This is a genomic window from Bacillus cereus group sp. BfR-BA-01316 (genome assembly GCF_022664195.1).
Lineage (GTDB): Bacteria > Bacillota > Bacilli > Bacillales > Bacillaceae_G > Bacillus_A.
In genome coordinates this window covers 1-16,170 of the sequence record NZ_JAKUGX010000050.1, presented here as the reverse complement: position 1 = coordinate 16,170, position 16,170 = coordinate 1, and the positions used below count along the sequence as shown (strand labels likewise).

The window sequence follows — 16,170 nt, the reverse complement described above, 5'->3', positions numbered from 1 at the left end:
AAACCCGTCAGGGTTTATTTGATGTGCCTACTTTTATAACATCTATAAAAGATAATAAAAAACTACGTGGAAAGACCGCATTTTGTATAAAAATATACGTTAAGTTGATGGATGTGGGGTACCGCCACATGCCCATCAACCTAGCAGAAGAGCTTGTCCCAAAAATGATAAAAACGAACTTTGTTTCTATAAAAGACATAAAACAATAAACACGTACTTCATATTTACTTTTGTTGTGGACGATAAAAAGCATCTACCAATTGATTATACTCGCTTCTTGAAATTTCTTTATTATACAGTTTAATTAATAACTCTTTATGCGCCTTCGAAAACGCTATTTTATCAATAAATTTTGGATACATACGATCATTTTCTCCCTGTCTGATAAATTATTCTGTTGAATTCCGTCTATTTCCCCTGAATATTTTAAAAAATAAACCAACAATGTTTTATGAAATATTACATATCGAAATGATTGGACATTTTATAAGCGCTTACTATTACGAAAATGACAACAACTCTTCATTTCTCCTATGAAGAGGGTGAAGCAAAAACATTAAACTATTATATTTAAAGTTTAATCTACATGAATCGACATAAAAAGACTTTTTTAGACGAAATTATACATAATTTTATGTAATTGTACATATCCAAATAAAGTAAAAATGTATTTAAAGTACCACTGGTCTTAATATCTCATGGCACTGGTGGTTCACCATTAGTTTATCGAACGATTGCTCGTCACTTGGCTCGTAACGGATTTGTTGTGGGAATGCTTGAGCATCCATTCAATAATCGAAACGACAATACATTGGAAGGTACAGTCGATAATCTAACTATTAGGCCAAAACATATTTCTATGGCGATTGCTTGGTTCTTTAATAGTGAAGATTTTACAAAGGTTTTAAAACCTGATTCTGTTTCAGTCATCGGACATTCTATGGGAGGATACACAGCATTAGCAGCATCAGGAGGAATATCAACCTCTTTCCCTTATGAGTCTTTTGATGAGAAATCTCATCTTATCAATGTTACACCTGATTACAGAATAAAATCTTTAGTTCTTTTAGCGCCAGCTTCAGTTTGGTTTAAAACAAAAGGGGCTTTGGAAGGCATAAACATCCCTATTTTGATACTTGTTGGGGAGAAAGATCGATTTACACCTTATTTTCATGTGGAAATTATATTGAACGGGATAACTGACAGTACTAAAATTCAACATAAAATAGTTGAGAACGCAGGACATTTTTCGTTTCTTAGCCCGTTTCCAAAAGAAATGACGAATGCGTCTTTTCTTCCGTCGCAAGATCCACCTGGTTTTAATCGAGAATATTTCCATCATGAACTAAATGAAGAGATTACAGAATTCTTATTAAAGAATATACAATAATAAGAGACGTTTGATAAAGATTAGGACTATGTATCTGAAAAAACAATTGATCTATTCACAAAGCATTCTCGTTAAACAAATGGAACCATAAATTTTCTCATTTTACTTTCCTGATCCTACATGAACATGTAGAAACTGACCACTTAGTAAAGCATACTCTAGTTGAAATTTTACACTAGCATTTTGGCTACTCCGATCCAATCCTAATATGTAGAAGCAAATTCATAAAATCTTAAAATATTTTATAATACAGTGTAAAGATATGGTGAAAATAGATTGTTTACAAAGTTGGAATTTTGCTTGAAGAACAAAATTGCTGCTGAAGTAAATAGTGGTATAAATCCTTTTAAACTATACACAATAAAAATACTGAAAAGTCTTTTCGAGGGGAGTCAATGTTGTGTTTTCTATATTTAAATTTTTAAAACAAGGACGTTATTCTATAAATGATTCGGAGAACAGAAATTCAAATGTTCAGAAAGAAACTATGGAAAATCATAATATCAGCTGTGACTTATTCCAAAACACAAATGATCTTCAAAAGCTTTTTCAACAAGCTCCTGATTTGGTAATTCGTCAATTTCAACTAGTAAATAAATCAGAAGCCGCTTTGATATACTTATCTGGATTAACAGATAAACAAACTATTCATAATAATATACTGCCCCCTTTGATGCATAACCCATTTGATGTTAGTAATGGTCTACCTGTCACAATAGGAGAAATTCAAACAATCAATACTTGGAATCAAGTCGAAAATGCTATTTTTCAAGGGGATAGTATTTTATTAATTCACGGTCAAAACACAGGGTATCAACTAAATACAAAAGGATGGCCACAAAGAGATATAACAGAACCTAGAAATGAAATATCTCTAAAAGGGACGCATCAAGGGTTTGTAGAAACATCTAGTCAGAATATAGCTTTAATACGAAGATATATTCCTAATAGAGAGTTAGTATTAAAAGAGGTTTTAATTGGAAGCAGAGGGAAGACCAAAGTATCTATTTTATATTTAAGAGATGTAGCTTCTCAAGATGTACTTAAGGAATTGGAAACTAGATTTCAAAATATTAAGGTGGACTCGATTATTAATACTGGTGAAATAATTGAATTTATTGAAGATAATCCATATTCACCCTTTCCGCAGTTTATCTTGACCGAAAGACCAGATTCAACTGTATCACACATCCTTCAGGGGAGATTCGCCATTGTTGTGGATCGAAGTCCCAATGTTTTGATTGCCCCCATAAATTTCATTTCCTTCTTTCAATGGGTAGATGACTACAACACACGTTGGTTAGTATCTTCCTCTGTTCGATTACTACGTTTTATAAGTTTTTTTATAGCCTTATTGTTACCTGCAACATATGTAGCGTTTATTTCATTTAATTATGAAGTTATTCCTGTACAGCTCTATTTATCAATTGCAGAATCGAGAGAACGCGTTCCGTTTCTTCCGGTGATAGAAGCTTTACTTATGGAGATTACCTTAGAAATGATGAGAGAGGCTGCCCTTCGTTTACCCACTCCCATTAGCCAGACCGTAGGGATTGTTGGAGGTATTGTGATTGGACAAGCTGCTGTTCAAGCAGGGATTGTGAGTAATATCATGATTATTATTGTTGCTATTACAACTATAGCTTCTTCTATTGTTCCTAATTTTGAAATGGGTTTGGCAATAAGATTACTGCGTTTTCCTATGATGTTATTAGCTGCTTTATTTGGAATTGTAGGAATTATTATCGGCTGGATGACTATAATTGCACATCTTATAAGTTTAGAGTCTTTAGGTACTCCTTATGGTAGTCCTTTTTCACCTTTTCGAATATCAGGTATGAAGGACACGTTCGTTCGCTTTCCTTTGTGGTCAATGAAGAGAAAATCTAAAAATATTACGAAGAATCACAAAGAAACCAATCCTAATAAAGGGTGAAAATATGAAAAAATATGCATATAATGACATCACTGTCATGCAATACATCTTTATTATTAATGCCTCACAAGTAGGAACTGGAATTCTGTCCCTTCCAAGGGTACTTGCAGAAAAAGCTGGAACAGATAGCTGGATAGCACTATTTATTGGTTGGTTTTGCGCTATGACTGCCAGTATTTTGCTAATTCAAACAGCCAAACACTATCCAAATGATACCTTATATGAAATTCTTATTCGATTGTTTGGGAAAATCATTGGTACCATGGTAATTATTCTTTATATGATATATTTTGCTTTTTACGCATGGACAGTTCTAATTAATGGCATGCTTTATATTAAGGGCTGGCTTCTTCCAAAAACACCCGACTATATTATTTTGTTTCTATTCTCTATTCCAACCTTTTTGGTTGCACGCAATGGTGTTCGGATAATAGGTCGATACTGCGAATTATGCTTTTATATGACAATGTGGATTCCATTTTTTTTCTTCATACCATTAAAAGATAGCAATTGGTTACACTTTCTTCCAGTATTAAAGGAGGGTTGGAAACCTGTCTTTTCGGCTGTTCCGTCTACTATCTTTTCCTTTATAGGATTTGAAATTGCATTTTTTCTTTATCCTTTTTTGAAAAAAAAGCAATATGCAACGCAAGGAATTATTATAGCAAATACCTTAACATTTGTATTTTATCTATTTACTATCCTTATCTGCTTTTCGTACTTCAGTCCAGATGCAATTTTAGAGTTTAATCAACCTGTACTAAACTTGCTTAAAGTTATTGAATTTCGTTTTTTAGAACGGTTTGATATGATTTTATTGGCTATTTATCTAATTGTCGTCTCTACTGCATGGATTCCTTGTGTATACGGTGCTGTATTTTGTTCTAGTCAACTAATTGGAAAACAAGATCATACTCTTCATGTAGCTATTTTATTATTGGCAGTAATTATAGTAACGTTTTGGATCCATCCCTCATGGAATGAATCTGAACTATTTCAAAAGCTTACATCGAAAGCTGGACTTGTATTAGCTTTCTTATTCCCTGTATTTTTATGGATATATAACTTAATCCACAAAAAATACTTTCGGAGGGAAGCACATTGAAGCAGAAAATATTATGCAGTGTTTTAATTCCGCTAATATTGCTCACTGGGTGTTTAGACCAAATGAATGTAGAAGATGTTACACTCACGCTTATACTGGGTTTAGATTTGGACGAAAATGATAATTTGAAAGTATACTTATCCAGTCCTGTTTTCAATAAAGAAGCCAAGATTAAAGAGGAACAATATGGTGTGAAATCTGTTACAGTGCGAAACTCTCGTGAAAAATTCGATACCATGGCTATGGCTTTGACATCGGGAAGCAAGACACAACTTATTTTGATTGGTAAGCGACTTTTAAAACAAAAGAAGTGGGCGGATTATTTAGATCCTTTTTATCGAGATCCAAAAAATACGGTTACTACAAGAATTGTTGCTGTGGATGGACCTGTTTCAGACATAATTTATTATGCTCCCAAAAATAAACCACGTCTTCCTATATATTTGGCAAAATTAATTGAGACTGCACATAAAAGAAATATTACTGTAAAAACTACTCTTCAAGATTTTCATAACCAAACAAAAGAAAAAGGAATGACGGCGAGTGTTAGCGCACTTAAAAAGAATAACAATATAAAGTTGATAGGTTCAGCATTGCTTGATGAACAGAATAGATATAAGCTAACTATTACACCAAAAGAAAATTTATTATTAAGTATCTTACAGAATCACATACAGGGAGAATTTCCATTTACTATTGCGGTACCGCTACAATCTGAAAGCAAAGAAAAACATTGGTTAAGCTTTAATACTCAAAGTACCAAAGTAAAAACAAACGTACAATACAAAAATCATTTTATGTTTAATATAAATGTACATATGAGAATTTCAATTTCAGAACGACTGTTTCCTTTTAATGTTAGGAATGATGGAGAAAGATTAGAAAGAAGCATTGAAAAACAGTTAAAAAGTGATTTAGAACGTTTAATAAAGAAAATACAAAAAGCAGAAATTGATCCTATAGGATTGGGGTTGTATGCACGAGCTTATACATATAAAGATTGGAAAAGAGTCCAAAAGAAATGGGGAAAAGCATTATCGAAGGCTGATGTTAAAGTTAATGTACATGTTAAAATTGGTGGAATGGGTACAATCAAGTAACAAGAACTCAGAGTAATAATTTTTTTAGAAACTTCCTGGGTAGCATCACATCTCCATCAGCTTAAAGGTTCATAGCGCCCTTAGAACGTAATTTTTTGTTAGTCTGTAACAAAAAAAGTACATTTTTTCTTTTTTGGGATGTTTACTTTTCTTAAGTTGATGCGCATGGGTCACCATACCATTTCGGGGAAATTGTACGTTTAGACACAATTTGGACGCAAATTAACCGATTCCCTGTACGTTAAGGAATCGGTATTTCAGCTGTTTTTATAATACAGGTTAAAATAAACAGCACTGTAGACTAATTGCTATGGTGTTTTAGCAGATGAAATAACCCATACTTTATATAGCCAAGGTTCATTATTTACGTCTATTTCTGTATGAACTTTAAAATGAGGGACCTCAGCCAATAGAGCATAGGCAATCTTATAATCAGGTGTTACATAACCATCATAAACACGTCCATATATTTCATTCCCGATTGAGTCCGTCCATACTTCAGCTTCTCTCAATGTCTCAAATATAATGTTTTCACTATTCCATTTGATATTCATCTGAACAGCTCTATTTCTTAAATGTTTTCGATATAATAAATTATAATATTATCAGTTTTGAGTATCTTATATTGAGAGGTACTCTATAAAGTTCTAAAATAAATTTGTAATAGATTGAAAAATTATGAATGGGGTTATCTTTTTGGGGTAGTGTATTTTTGTTAACTTGATGGGAAAAGTACATAAAACCAATACCTTCCAACCATACTAATAAAATGTTTCGGAGGTGAGTTTTATGGACAAAAAAGACTTTCAAAAAGTTTATAATGCATATTTGCAACAAGGAGAAGAGCAAGCCAGGTTGGAAGTAGCCCAGGAAGTCGATTCAGGGGCAGAACAAATTATTGCAGTTCGTAAAAATGATGAAGGTGATTTAATTGCTTTTAAAACAAGTAGTGGAAGAGAATTAGATTATATTACTGCTCTTGATGAAGCAAAGTCAGGGAAGTTAGCTCATGTGGACGTATTTCATAAGTATGGCAGGGATATTATACGTAGCGAGCCTGATGGTATGAAAGAAAATAACTTAGATAATTTACCTTCATTTTAATCGGGTAAACCCCAAGAAGAGAATGTTCATTTGGATATTCTCTTCTTTTCTTTGCTAAGCTTTCCCTACAAATAGACAGTTCATTTCTAGAGTGAAATGACACTTTTAAAGAGCTCTCTAAATTTCTCTTTATCTTCTGCTGTAAATGGTTTTGGCCCCTTTGTACGCTTGCCGCTTTTTCGAACCATTGCACTTAAATAACGTGTTTGTAATAGTTGGTCAATGTTTTCATTCGTATACCTATAGCCTTTATGGTGTAGAACGATACAGCCTTTCGCTAAAGCGAGCGAAGCAAGACCGTAATCTTGCGTTACGATTAAATCTTCTTTTTTTGCTAACTGCATAATCCGGTAATCTGCAGCATCTGCTCCAGAATCAACATAAATTGTTTCCACACCTGCTGGCTGTTCCGCATTAGAAAAATGAGAAAAGCTAGTAACAAGGGTAACAGGAATTTCCGCATTCGTAGCTTCAAAGATAATAATATCTTTTACAGGACAAGCATCTGCATCAATGTAAATTTTCATTTTTATCACTCCTATAAAGTGAAACTTTAATCAGTGGGGGTTTTGTTCATCCACACTGATTATTAGTTGAACCAATCGGGCGTTTACGGGCAGCCCGACTCCCATCTAACTTCTTTATTCCAGCTGAATTTTGAGGTGGGAGTTTTACTGCCCACAAATAGCGGGATAAATAGGTTCGTGTTGATAATAATGGTAGATTTATCTTTTGTCAAACGAGGAAGCTTTATCTAATGTTATTTTTCACAAACCAAAATAGCCTCACGCAAACGAGAAATACCTTCCTCAATTTGATCTATATTTACTTTTCCATAAGACAAACGAATGTAACCATCTTTTGCACCGAAAATACTGCCCGGCATAAAGGCAATTTCTTGTTTTAAGCTTTGCATAATGAGTTGTTTTTCATTTATTGGTTCGTTTAATTTTCCCCATATGTATATACCACCGGTTGGATTTGAAAAAGAGATTTTATCGTGAAGCTGTTCATTTAAAGCACGGACGATAATGTCTCTTTTTTCTGCTAATTGCTTTCGTAAAGGAACTATATGCGATTGAAATGGAACGGTTTCGAAAAATTGCTGCATAAGCCACTGCGGGAATATACTCATTCCTAATTCCATTTGGTGACGCGCATCTGATAATCGCTCTACTACTGACTGCGGGGCGACAAGCCATCCAACTCGTAAACCTGGTGCGATCATTTTTGATAAGGAATGTACATAAATGACAGTTCCATTTTCATCAATCGATTTTAAAGTAGGGCAAGGTTGTTTATTTTCTAACGTAAGTAAACTGGACGGATCATCTTCAACGATCGCAATTCGTAAGTCCGCGCAAAGTGATAACAGTTTTTTTCTACGGTTTGGATGCAGCATTGTTCCCGTAGGGTTTTGGAAATTTGGATTTAAAAAGATCATTTTAATACGATGCTTTCTATATAACTCTTGTACATCGTCTGGATTAATACCGTGTTCATCGACAGGCAAAGGGAAAATACGAATACCTGCTGATTGGAATAACGGTAATGAATAACAGTGCGATGGACTTTCGAAAGCGACTGCATCACCTGGATTTAATAAACATTGTACGATAAGGTGAAGTGCTTGTTGGGCGCCGGATGTAATCATAATGGATTGTTCGGTCGCTTCAACTTTTAAATACTCCTTCATATAGTTTACTACCGCTTGCCTTAGCGGGAGATAGCCCTGGGGATGATCGTAACTTAATGACTGCGTTAACGGTTGTTCTCGTAAAATTGTTTGTAGTTGATCGTGAGGATAGAGGTTACAACCGAGCTCTCCGTTTGCGAAATCTATAATGTTTTCATTTTGCTGTACTTCTGCGCGAATATGGCGAAGTAACGGTAAGTTTGGTAAAAAAGTACCACCTTCTACGAAACCTCTCCAGTTCGGCGTTAATGTTGGAGAAACGCCCCACATATGTGTACTCACACGTGTACCTTTACCGGTCGTACTTTCTACGATTCCCATTGCGCGAAGTTCATTATAAGCAGTCGTTACCGTACTTCGGTTTACATTTAACTGCGTAGCTAATTTCCGTTCTGAAGGGAGGAAGCTACCTGGGGGAAGCTCTCCGTATGTAATACGTCTTTCAATAAAGTCAACAACTTGCTGATAAATTGGGATTTTACTGTCGTTATCTAGCTTCCATTCCATACAAACGCCTCCGCATCTCTTATATACATCAAGTATAACAAATTGGCTGGGTAAAAAAACAGCCAATTGGACGGTGTTATATCCAGCCAATTTTACTATGCTAAATATGGAAGGGGAGATTCGGATGAAACGATGGCAAATGGAATGGCTCCTAGTATCAGTAGCTTTAGTATGGGGAGCAAATTATACAATTGGAAAGTATGGCGTGGCGTTTATGTCATCCATTCAATTTAATAGTTTACGATTTTTAGTAGCATCACCGGTATTATTACTTATTACATTTATGATGGAACGCTCATTACGTATTGAAAGAAAAGATTGGTTACGATTACTAGCAGTCGGTATCGTTGGAACGACTATGTATCAAACGATGTTTATGTTATCTGTAAAATATACTTCAGCAACGAACGCCTCATTATTAATTGCGATGTCACCTATATTTACAGGGATATTAGCAGTATTACACAAACAAGAACGTTTTTCGATGAAAGTACAAATTGGTTCAATAGTGGCCTTTGTTGGTGCAGCACTCGTTTTAATAACAGGGCATACAGGGGAAGCTTCATATGAGTATGCGTGGCTCGGAAATGTAATTGGATTAGTCGCAGCAATTGCGTGGGGATGGTATCCAATTTTAGCACAACCTCTCATTACAAAATACTCGGCAATGAGAGTTACATCATGGTCTACTTTAATTGGAATTGTACCACTGGTTGTATATTGTTTATTCAACGTAAATACGTTAACGTGGCCAGTAGATATGCCAAGCTGGGGTTCTCTAGCATATTCAATCGTCTTTGCGACAATCTTCGGACTTGCAATGTGGTATGTCGGTATTAGTAAAATAGGCTCAACGAAAGTAATGGTTTATATGTATCTTGTACCATTGTTCGCAGTCATTTTCGCGGCCGTAACAATTGGAGAGCAAATAAACATGATGCAACTAGTTGGCGGGTTTATAATCTTTATCGGTTTATATGTTGTAAAAAAAGGCGGAATCAAAAAGCCAGCTTTAAATTTGAAAAAAGTAAGTTAACAGTAACAGTAGAAATGATCTCTTTCATATAGAAGGAGATCATTTTTTATTTCGTAATAAAAGCGCTTGTTCAACAGCCCATTTTTGGTGAGCATGAATTAAATGCTCCATAACCAGTAATGGAGGCATCCACTGTAAAACATGATCTTCTTCACAGTTTTCGGTTTGTTTCTTTATCATTTTCGCGATGTAAAAGAACCCATCATTTAAATAATATGTATCTTCTTTTCCGGCATAAAAATATCGTGCTGCATTACCGATATAACGATCAATTTCAATCGCCCAACCTAATTCCTCTAGTAATTCTCGCTGTAAACATGCTTCTTTCGTTTCCGTACCTTCCATACCGCCACCAGGTAAAAAGTAACGTTCACCTTTTTGGATAATGGCCATTTTTGAACAAATATTTTTAAAAATAACCGCGTAGCAGCTCGGCCGTAATATATAATGCACAGTAGGTTTTTTATAACCAAATGTGAGTTTCGAAATCATAAAACACGACCTTTCTCTATAAAATACATAAAAGGGATAATAAGGTAAATGTCGAATTATATAAGATAGTCATAGTTGATTGGAGTGATAACAAAATGATAAATCGAAAATGTTCCAGATGTAAAGAAATAACGGGGACAATACATGGTGGTAAAAAAATAAATGAAGAATTTTTGTGTGAGGATTGTTTACAAAAAGGAATTGCGAGCGGGGAAATCGAATTACCACAAGTGGAGAAAGAGCGAACTTCGTATCTTTCTATAAAAATATTAAAAATAATGAGTGTTATTTATTTAATAGTATCTATTATAACCGCTTTTTCTGCTGGAGCACTTATCCAGTATCCAGGGCTTGGTGGAATATCATTTTCAATAACAGGTGCAGTTGGTGTTATGATAATTGGATCGATATTCCAGTCTGTTCTTGTATTTTCAGGTATTTGGGTATTCATTCTTTTAGTCGAAACGGTTATTAAAATATATGAAAAAATGAAGTGAGTGAGAGTGAGAGGGAGAAATACATGCGAGTAAGAAACATTCAAGGGGAAGATTATGTAAAGATTCATTCTGTAGTGAACTACTCGCCACTTAGCAAAGCTTGAAGTGGGAGCTTCTCAGTTCCACGACGAAAGTAACCTTTCGTCTCCCTGAGCGTTACTTCGGGGTGTTCCACCCCTAGATGTCCAACGCTTGGACGCTCTCTTGGTACGGTTGATATTTTACGCAGGAACCGAATGGCTTGGTTTTCGCACTCTATTTTCTTCCTGCAACCTCCTATATCAAGTTATCAAAGAACTTCATATAGCTAGTTTATCAAAAGTTTTTGGCTATGCCAAACCAAAATTCATCTCCCACCTACCGTTGGGCTATCGCCCTTCACACGCTTGAGGAAGGAGAATTCTTTCGGTAAATTCGTTAAATGATTGGTGGGGCGGAAGAGACATGGCTCATATGTTGCCAAAATTATTCTTCGTTCACTTTCAAGAAACGAGTTTTATCATTGAAGAAGAGGGAGAAATGTTAGGTTTCTTATGCGGATTCTTTTCACAAACACATAAAGATGAAGCTTATGTACATTTTATCGGTGTCAATCCGAAGTATAGAAGAAAAGGAATCGCATCGTCATTATATTCTTATTTCTTTGATATTGCTCGTGCAAATAATCGTAAAGTTGTAAAAGCAATCACGTCACCAGTTAATAAAAAATCGATACTATTTCATCAAGAAATCGGCTTTCGAATTGAAACTGGGGATGATGAAATAGAAGGGGTATCCGTACATACAAATTATGATGGAAACGGCGGGAGTAGAGTTTTATTTTTAAAAAATGTGTAAAGATGGGCTAACGTGAAGTTAGCCTTTTTGTTGTGGGGAGATATGAATATGGAGAGTTCTCAAAGTAGAAATGAGTATTTACGGCGTATTTATAAAGTTCAAGATTATATAGAATCAAATATAAATGATTCGCTTTCAATTGAAGATTTAGCTAATGTGGCAGGCTTTTCAAAGTTTCATTTTCATAGAATTTTTAAAGGTATGATGGATGAGCCGTTATCTCGGTACGTGAATCGTTTGAAATTAGAAAGAGCAACACACCTACTTACTTATCGTCCAGATATGACGATTACAGACATCGCTTACCATTATGGTTTCACAGATTCAGCAGTTTTCTCTCGGACATTTAAAAGTCATTACGGTGTAAGTCCGTCTCACTATAGAAATCACAATAGCAAGAATTGCAAAGACGTAAATGTGTACTCACAATACAATGAATGTAAGAAGGTTCGAGGAGAGGTCGAAATTGTAACAGCGGACAACGTAAACGTCGCATACATAAGACATGTAGGTACATATAAGGAGTTAGCTATAGCTTTTCCAAAAATGATAGAAAAACTATTTCGGTACGCCACGGAGCAAAACTATCATGTATTCGAGGATACGAAGGTATTAACAATTTACCACGATCATCATGAATTTACAGAAGACTATCATTTAAGAACAAGTCTATGTATAACAATTCCGTATGAGTCCGCAGTAGGAACGAGCGACATTGGAATAATGGTGATACTTTCAGGAAAGTACGCGGTAGGTCATTTTGAAATACGCCAAGATGAATATAAAGGAGCGTGGGATTTCTTATACGGTGAATGGCTGCCAAATAGCGGATATAAACCGAGAGATTCATATCCTTTTGAAGTGTATAAAAATGACCCAAGGCAGCACCCAGAAAATAAACATATAGTTGATATATATGTACCAATCGAACCTTTTTAATCATTGATTAAGGGGGAAGAACAATGAAAACTGCTGAAAAGTTAGATTGCATTATAAAAGAAGAATACAAAAATATTAATGGTATATTAGTTGTACAAAAAGGTAATGTTGTTTTTGAAAAATATTATCACGGATACGGACCAGGTGACGCATTTCATGTGGCATCAGTTACAAAAACGATTATTTCTGCGTTAATTGGGATATGTGTAGATAAAGGCTATATAAAAAGCGGTGATCAAAAAGTAATAGAGTTTTTTCCTGAATATAATCTTAAGGCATCTGAAGTAACAGTACGACACCTTCTTACAATGACAGCTCCATATCCTTATACAGACTGGCAGGAACCGTTAGAAGAATTATGTACACAACAGGACTGGGTACAGTATACACTCAATCGAATTGGACAAGGCGGAGAAATTGGACCTTTTAAATATTCATCCGCAGGGGCACATGTACTATCAGCAATCATTACGAGCATAACGGGAAAAAGTGCCCGTGAGTTTGCGAACGAATACCTATTTCAGCCTATCGGTATGAGAGAAATTCCAAACTACGATATGAAAGCATTTGGATTCGATGACTTATTCGGAAAAGATGTGAAAGGATGGGTGTACGATCCAAATGGTATTTCAACTGGCGGCTGGGGACTTACGTTAACAGTTAGGGATATGGTTAAGTTTGGACGTTTATATTTAAACGAAGGTACTTATGATGGAAAACAAATTCTTTCAAAATCATGGGTAAAAGAATCAACAGCAATGAATTCGAATCAATACGGTTACTTATGGTGGTTACGAGAAGAAGAAGGAATCTATTCATACTGTGCAATGGGCGATGGTGGGAATATGATTTGTTGTGTACCGGAGAAGGAATTGGTGGTGGCGATTGCATCTGAAATTGTACCGGAAGTTAAGGATAGATGGAAGCTGATTTATTCTTTATTGTATACAGACAAATAATTAAATTTAGCAAAAAAGATGGTACGAATTGGAATTTCATACCATCTTTTTTGCTATTATGTAAAAGTAAGAGATGGAAAGAAATCTCTCTAGATGGATAAAAGACGTTGTTTGAAAGGTGAGGGTATGATGACAAAGTCTAATGTTGTAGAAATTATTTCAGCTTTAGTAGCTATTATCGGTGTGTATATACTAATAAATGCACCAGAAATGGGGAGTAAGGCAGTTAGTAAATCTGTTACAGAGCAGGGCGGTTATATGGATACGAGTACATATTTAGCTTTATTACAGGGGTATGGAAATTCATATATGATTCTTGGTGCGATTTGTTTATTTATGGGATTGCTCAGTTTAATTTCGATAATTTCAATTCAAGTGTATAAAAGTAAATAGAGGGTGAAAAAAGAAATGCTCCTGTCAATTTGGCAGGAGCATTGTTTTTATAAATAAGATTTTTTGTATTATATATTAATTGTTATATTCGGATAACTGTCTTCGTTGGTTCCGCTGGCTCGAAATAGGCAAAGACTTAGCGTTTGATAAACGAGTAGAGCAATTGCTTATTTCAGCGTGTCAGAAGTCAAATTATAGAACAGTTGAAATGTTAAGGTATTCATAAAAAAACAGACCCTTTAAAGAGTATGTTTAAGCGGTTTCACCTTTTTCTTCCCAAGATATGAAATAACCAATGCAATCGGAGCAACAAAAGGTAAAACGGGAGTCCAGCCAATGAAATAAAATATTGGTGCTAAGAAAGCCATCCCACCAAAGAGCATTGTTAATTGGGATTTTTTCTGTAATCCATAAACAGCCAATAATAATCCTGCTACTATCAACATCACAAAAGAGATATTAAGCAAATTCATATAATCACCCCCGACTAATTTGTAAAATAATTCTATATATATTATATACCAAATCACATAAAATTTTCATTTTATAAAAAAACAACAATGTTTACGAAAACAGCCAATATTAATTAAATGTAAATTATGTGTTTATAATGTAAAATTTTCCATCGTCTGATTTTATCTCATGTTTTCTATGTATAATAAAAATACTAAATCTTTATGCCCATATAAAGCACTAATAAGTACATCATCTGTTTTAATCTCTTCAATTTCACTTTCCTCAATAAATTAGGTACATTCAGTAGTTTCCTAGTAAAGATTAATGTTTATGTCTAATTAAAAACATTAAAAAGTAATAAAAATACAATCACTTATTATTTAAGAAACCATGATGATTAACTTTTCAAAATGGTTTCTTTTAGTATATGGGCTTGAAAGTGTAGTGGGAAAATAAATTATTCGCCCGTAACTTTCCGCAATGAAAAATCGTTAAACAAAAGAAAGGATTTTTACTAATGAATGGGGGAGAAACATGAAGATTCTAATACTAGGTGGTACACGCTTTTTAGGAAAAGCTTTCGTAGAAGAAGCTTTGAAAAGAGGTCATGAAGTTACATTGTTTAATCGTGGAACGAATAAAGAAATTTTTCCTAAAGTAGAGCAGTTAATCGGTGATAGAAATGGTGATGTATCAAGTTTAGAAAATCGAAAATGGGACGTTGTAGTTGATACGTGTGGATTTGCTCCACATCACATAAAGAAAATAGGAGAAGTGCTAAAAGATAATATTGAACACTATACATTTATATCAAGTATTTCTGTATATAAAGATTGGATTCCGCATCACATAAAAGAAGACTATACATTACAACCTGAACTTTCGTCTGATAAGTTAATGGCTGTAGAGAGTGGGGAAATATCTCCTTATGAGCATTATGGGGCACTGAAAGTACTATGCGAAAAAGAAGCAGAGAAGTATTGGCCGGGTCGTGTTTTACATGTAAGAGCAGGACTTCTTTCAGGAATGTTTGATTATACAGATCGCCTTCCATACTGGATTCAGCGCGTAGCAAAAGGCGGTAAAGTGTTAGTTCCAGGAAGAAAAGACCGTCCAGTGCAGTTCGTTGATATAAAAGATGTCGCGAGCTTTGGACTAAGCATGGCAGAAAACAATAAAGTAGGTACATTCAATATTACAGGCCCGAATTTCGAATTGACGATGGGAGAGCTATTAAATACGTGTAAAAAGGTTACGAATAGTGATGCTGAATTCGTTTGGGTAGATGAATCATTTATGAAGGAACATAAAGTGCAGCCTTGGACAGATATGCCATTATGGCTTCCCGAAACTTTTTCATTAGAAGGTGAAACGAAGCCGTGGAAAGGTGGGTTTTCTATTAGTATCGAGAGCGCTGTTAAAGAGGGGCTTACTTTTAGTAATTTAGAAGATACTGTTACAGACGTGTATGAGTGGATGAAAGAAATGAAAGGTAGGGAATTAAAAGCTGGTATTTCAGGTGAGCGAGAGGAGGGTTTACTAGATAAATGGTGTGAAAAAGAGAAAGTTTAGGTCAAAACGAGAATAGGGGTATTATGGAAAAGGGACTCTGTTTGGTATTATCCCCTTTAGGTAGACAGTGTAAAAAAGACCATGTGCACACATGGATGTTACACTATTACTTGGAGGGGATTTTTTATGACTAAAAAAGGCTCAACTTTTA

At 34.9% G+C, this 16,170-nt stretch carries 19 protein-coding genes and 2 pseudogenes; 14 read left to right on the top strand and 7 right to left on the bottom strand.

Features of this window, described 5'->3' with window-relative positions:
* Positions 1-209, top strand: a 209-nt coding sequence (locus MR071_RS24070; RefSeq protein WP_242238162.1) for a hypothetical protein, incomplete at its 5' end; no start/stop codon positions are given.
* Positions 210-224: 15 nt separating this feature from the next.
* Here the strand turns inward: MR071_RS24070 and MR071_RS24065 are convergent.
* Positions 225-362 carry a hypothetical protein gene (locus MR071_RS24065; RefSeq protein WP_000283272.1) on the bottom strand — a complete coding sequence of 46 codons (138 nt, stop codon included), beginning with the start codon at positions 360-362 and terminating at the stop codon, positions 225-227.
* 320 nt (positions 363-682) lie between these two features.
* On the opposite strand from MR071_RS24065, the gene MR071_RS24060 reads away from it, so the two are divergent.
* Positions 683-1,390: an alpha/beta hydrolase family protein gene (locus MR071_RS24060; protein ID WP_242238163.1), complete on the top strand. Its 708-nt coding sequence runs from the start codon at positions 683-685 to the stop codon at positions 1,388-1,390.
* 105 nt (positions 1,391-1,495) lie between these two features.
* Here the strand turns inward: MR071_RS24060 and MR071_RS25895 are convergent.
* Positions 1,496-1,721 (bottom strand): annotated as a pseudogene (locus MR071_RS25895) (IS4 family transposase); the annotation flags it as partial.
* A gap of 69 nt (positions 1,722-1,790) precedes the next feature.
* Here MR071_RS25895 and MR071_RS24055 point away from each other — a divergent pair.
* From MR071_RS24055 to MR071_RS24045, 3 genes are read left to right on the top strand one after another with little or no spacing between them, the layout of a single operon-like run.
* Positions 1,791-3,326, top strand: a complete 1,536-nt coding sequence (locus MR071_RS24055; RefSeq protein ID WP_242238161.1) for a spore germination protein — start codon at positions 1,791-1,793, stop codon at positions 3,324-3,326.
* A 4-nt stretch (positions 3,327-3,330) separates the two neighbouring features.
* Positions 3,331-4,431, top strand: a complete 1,101-nt coding sequence (locus MR071_RS24050; protein WP_105588102.1) for a GerAB/ArcD/ProY family transporter — start codon at positions 3,331-3,333, stop codon at positions 4,429-4,431.
* Positions 4,428-5,531, top strand: a complete 1,104-nt coding sequence (locus MR071_RS24045) for a Ger(x)C family spore germination protein (protein WP_105588101.1) — start codon at positions 4,428-4,430, stop codon at positions 5,529-5,531. Before MR071_RS24050 ends, MR071_RS24045 begins: the two co-directional genes overlap by 4 nt.
* Positions 5,532-5,839: 308 nt before the next feature.
* On the opposite strand, the gene MR071_RS24040 is transcribed toward MR071_RS24045, so the two are convergent.
* Positions 5,840-6,079, bottom strand: coding sequence for a hypothetical protein (locus MR071_RS24040; protein WP_181149563.1), 240 nt, complete (start codon positions 6,077-6,079; stop codon positions 5,840-5,842).
* Between the two features lie 241 nt (positions 6,080-6,320).
* Here MR071_RS24040 and MR071_RS24035 point away from each other — a divergent pair, with 241 nt between their 5' ends.
* Positions 6,321-6,635, top strand: coding sequence for a DUF3892 domain-containing protein (locus MR071_RS24035; RefSeq protein WP_142395956.1), 315 nt, complete (start codon positions 6,321-6,323; stop codon positions 6,633-6,635).
* An 86-nt stretch (positions 6,636-6,721) separates the two neighbouring features.
* Here the strand turns inward: MR071_RS24035 and MR071_RS24030 are convergent, their stop codons facing one another.
* On the bottom strand, positions 6,722-7,162 hold the full coding sequence (locus MR071_RS24030) for a YaiI/YqxD family protein (RefSeq protein WP_105588096.1): 441 nt from the start codon (positions 7,160-7,162) through the stop codon (positions 6,722-6,724).
* 233 nt (positions 7,163-7,395) lie between these two features.
* Positions 7,396-8,838 (bottom strand): MocR-like pyridoxine biosynthesis transcription factor PdxR, encoded by a 1,443-nt coding sequence (gene pdxR / locus MR071_RS24025; protein WP_105588095.1) that lies wholly within the window; start codon positions 8,836-8,838, stop codon positions 7,396-7,398.
* Between the two features lie 124 nt (positions 8,839-8,962).
* Here pdxR and MR071_RS24020 point away from each other — a divergent pair, with 124 nt between their 5' ends.
* Complete coding sequence (locus MR071_RS24020) at positions 8,963-9,874, top strand: DMT family transporter (protein WP_242238160.1); 912 nt, start codon at positions 8,963-8,965, stop codon at positions 9,872-9,874.
* 39 nt (positions 9,875-9,913) lie between these two features.
* Here MR071_RS24020 and MR071_RS24015 read toward each other — a convergent pair whose 3' ends face one another.
* A complete protein-coding gene (locus tag MR071_RS24015; protein ID WP_242238159.1) occupies positions 9,914-10,366 on the bottom strand; it encodes an NUDIX hydrolase in 453 nt (150 codons plus the stop codon).
* Positions 10,367-10,461: 95 nt separating this feature from the next.
* On the opposite strand from MR071_RS24015, the gene MR071_RS24010 reads away from it, so the two are divergent.
* From MR071_RS24010 to MR071_RS23985, 6 genes and pseudogenes are all read left to right on the top strand, one after another.
* Positions 10,462-10,863 (top strand): DUF3980 domain-containing protein, encoded by a 402-nt coding sequence (locus MR071_RS24010; protein ID WP_105588092.1) that lies wholly within the window; start codon positions 10,462-10,464, stop codon positions 10,861-10,863.
* 399 nt (positions 10,864-11,262) lie between these two features.
* Positions 11,263-11,700, top strand: coding sequence for a GNAT family N-acetyltransferase (locus MR071_RS24005; protein WP_375337524.1), 438 nt, complete (start codon positions 11,263-11,265; stop codon positions 11,698-11,700).
* 48 nt (positions 11,701-11,748) lie between these two features.
* Complete coding sequence (locus tag MR071_RS24000) at positions 11,749-12,639, top strand: AraC family transcriptional regulator (RefSeq protein WP_242238157.1); 891 nt, start codon at positions 11,749-11,751, stop codon at positions 12,637-12,639.
* Between the two features lie 23 nt (positions 12,640-12,662).
* Complete coding sequence (locus MR071_RS23995; protein ID WP_105588089.1) at positions 12,663-13,598, top strand: serine hydrolase domain-containing protein; 936 nt, start codon at positions 12,663-12,665, stop codon at positions 13,596-13,598.
* A gap of 93 nt (positions 13,599-13,691) precedes the next feature.
* A complete protein-coding gene (locus MR071_RS23990; protein ID WP_242238156.1) occupies positions 13,692-13,991 on the top strand; it encodes a hypothetical protein in 300 nt (99 codons plus the stop codon).
* A gap of 85 nt (positions 13,992-14,076) precedes the next feature.
* Positions 14,077-14,217: pseudogene (locus MR071_RS23985) on the top strand (IS1595 family transposase); the annotation flags it as partial.
* 13 nt (positions 14,218-14,230) lie between these two features.
* Here the strand turns inward: MR071_RS23985 and MR071_RS23980 are convergent.
* Entirely contained in the window at positions 14,231-14,464 is a 234-nt protein-coding gene (locus tag MR071_RS23980; RefSeq protein ID WP_105588087.1) for a hypothetical protein, read from the bottom strand.
* Positions 14,465-14,981: 517 nt separating this feature from the next.
* Here MR071_RS23980 and MR071_RS23975 point away from each other — a divergent pair.
* Positions 14,982-16,019: an SDR family oxidoreductase gene (locus MR071_RS23975; RefSeq protein ID WP_242238155.1), complete on the top strand. Its 1,038-nt coding sequence runs from the start codon at positions 14,982-14,984 to the stop codon at positions 16,017-16,019.
* Positions 16,020-16,170: the final 151 nt, after the last annotated feature.

Coding starts and splice junctions, on each gene's coding strand:
- MR071_RS23975 (WP_242238155.1), top strand. CDS start 14,982: ATGAAGATTCTAATACTAGGTGGTACACGCTTTTTAGGAAAAGCTTTC.
- pdxR (WP_105588095.1), bottom strand. CDS start 8,838: ATGGAATGGAAGCTAGATAACGACAGTAAAATCCCAATTTATCAGCAA.
- MR071_RS24030 (WP_105588096.1), bottom strand. CDS start 7,162: ATGAAAATTTACATTGATGCAGATGCTTGTCCTGTAAAAGATATTATT.
- MR071_RS23990 (WP_242238156.1), top strand. CDS start 13,692: ATGGATAAAAGACGTTGTTTGAAAGGTGAGGGTATGATGACAAAGTCT.
- MR071_RS24050 (WP_105588102.1), top strand. CDS start 3,331: ATGAAAAAATATGCATATAATGACATCACTGTCATGCAATACATCTTT.
- MR071_RS23995 (WP_105588089.1), top strand. CDS start 12,663: ATGAAAACTGCTGAAAAGTTAGATTGCATTATAAAAGAAGAATACAAA.
- MR071_RS23980 (WP_105588087.1), bottom strand. CDS start 14,464: ATGAATTTGCTTAATATCTCTTTTGTGATGTTGATAGTAGCAGGATTA.
- MR071_RS24015 (WP_242238159.1), bottom strand. CDS start 10,366: ATGATTTCGAAACTCACATTTGGTTATAAAAAACCTACTGTGCATTAT.
- MR071_RS24065 (WP_000283272.1), bottom strand. CDS start 362: ATGTATCCAAAATTTATTGATAAAATAGCGTTTTCGAAGGCGCATAAA.
- MR071_RS24010 (WP_105588092.1), top strand. CDS start 10,462: ATGATAAATCGAAAATGTTCCAGATGTAAAGAAATAACGGGGACAATA.
- MR071_RS24035 (WP_142395956.1), top strand. CDS start 6,321: ATGGACAAAAAAGACTTTCAAAAAGTTTATAATGCATATTTGCAACAA.
- MR071_RS24020 (WP_242238160.1), top strand. CDS start 8,963: ATGAAACGATGGCAAATGGAATGGCTCCTAGTATCAGTAGCTTTAGTA.
- MR071_RS24000 (WP_242238157.1), top strand. CDS start 11,749: ATGGAGAGTTCTCAAAGTAGAAATGAGTATTTACGGCGTATTTATAAA.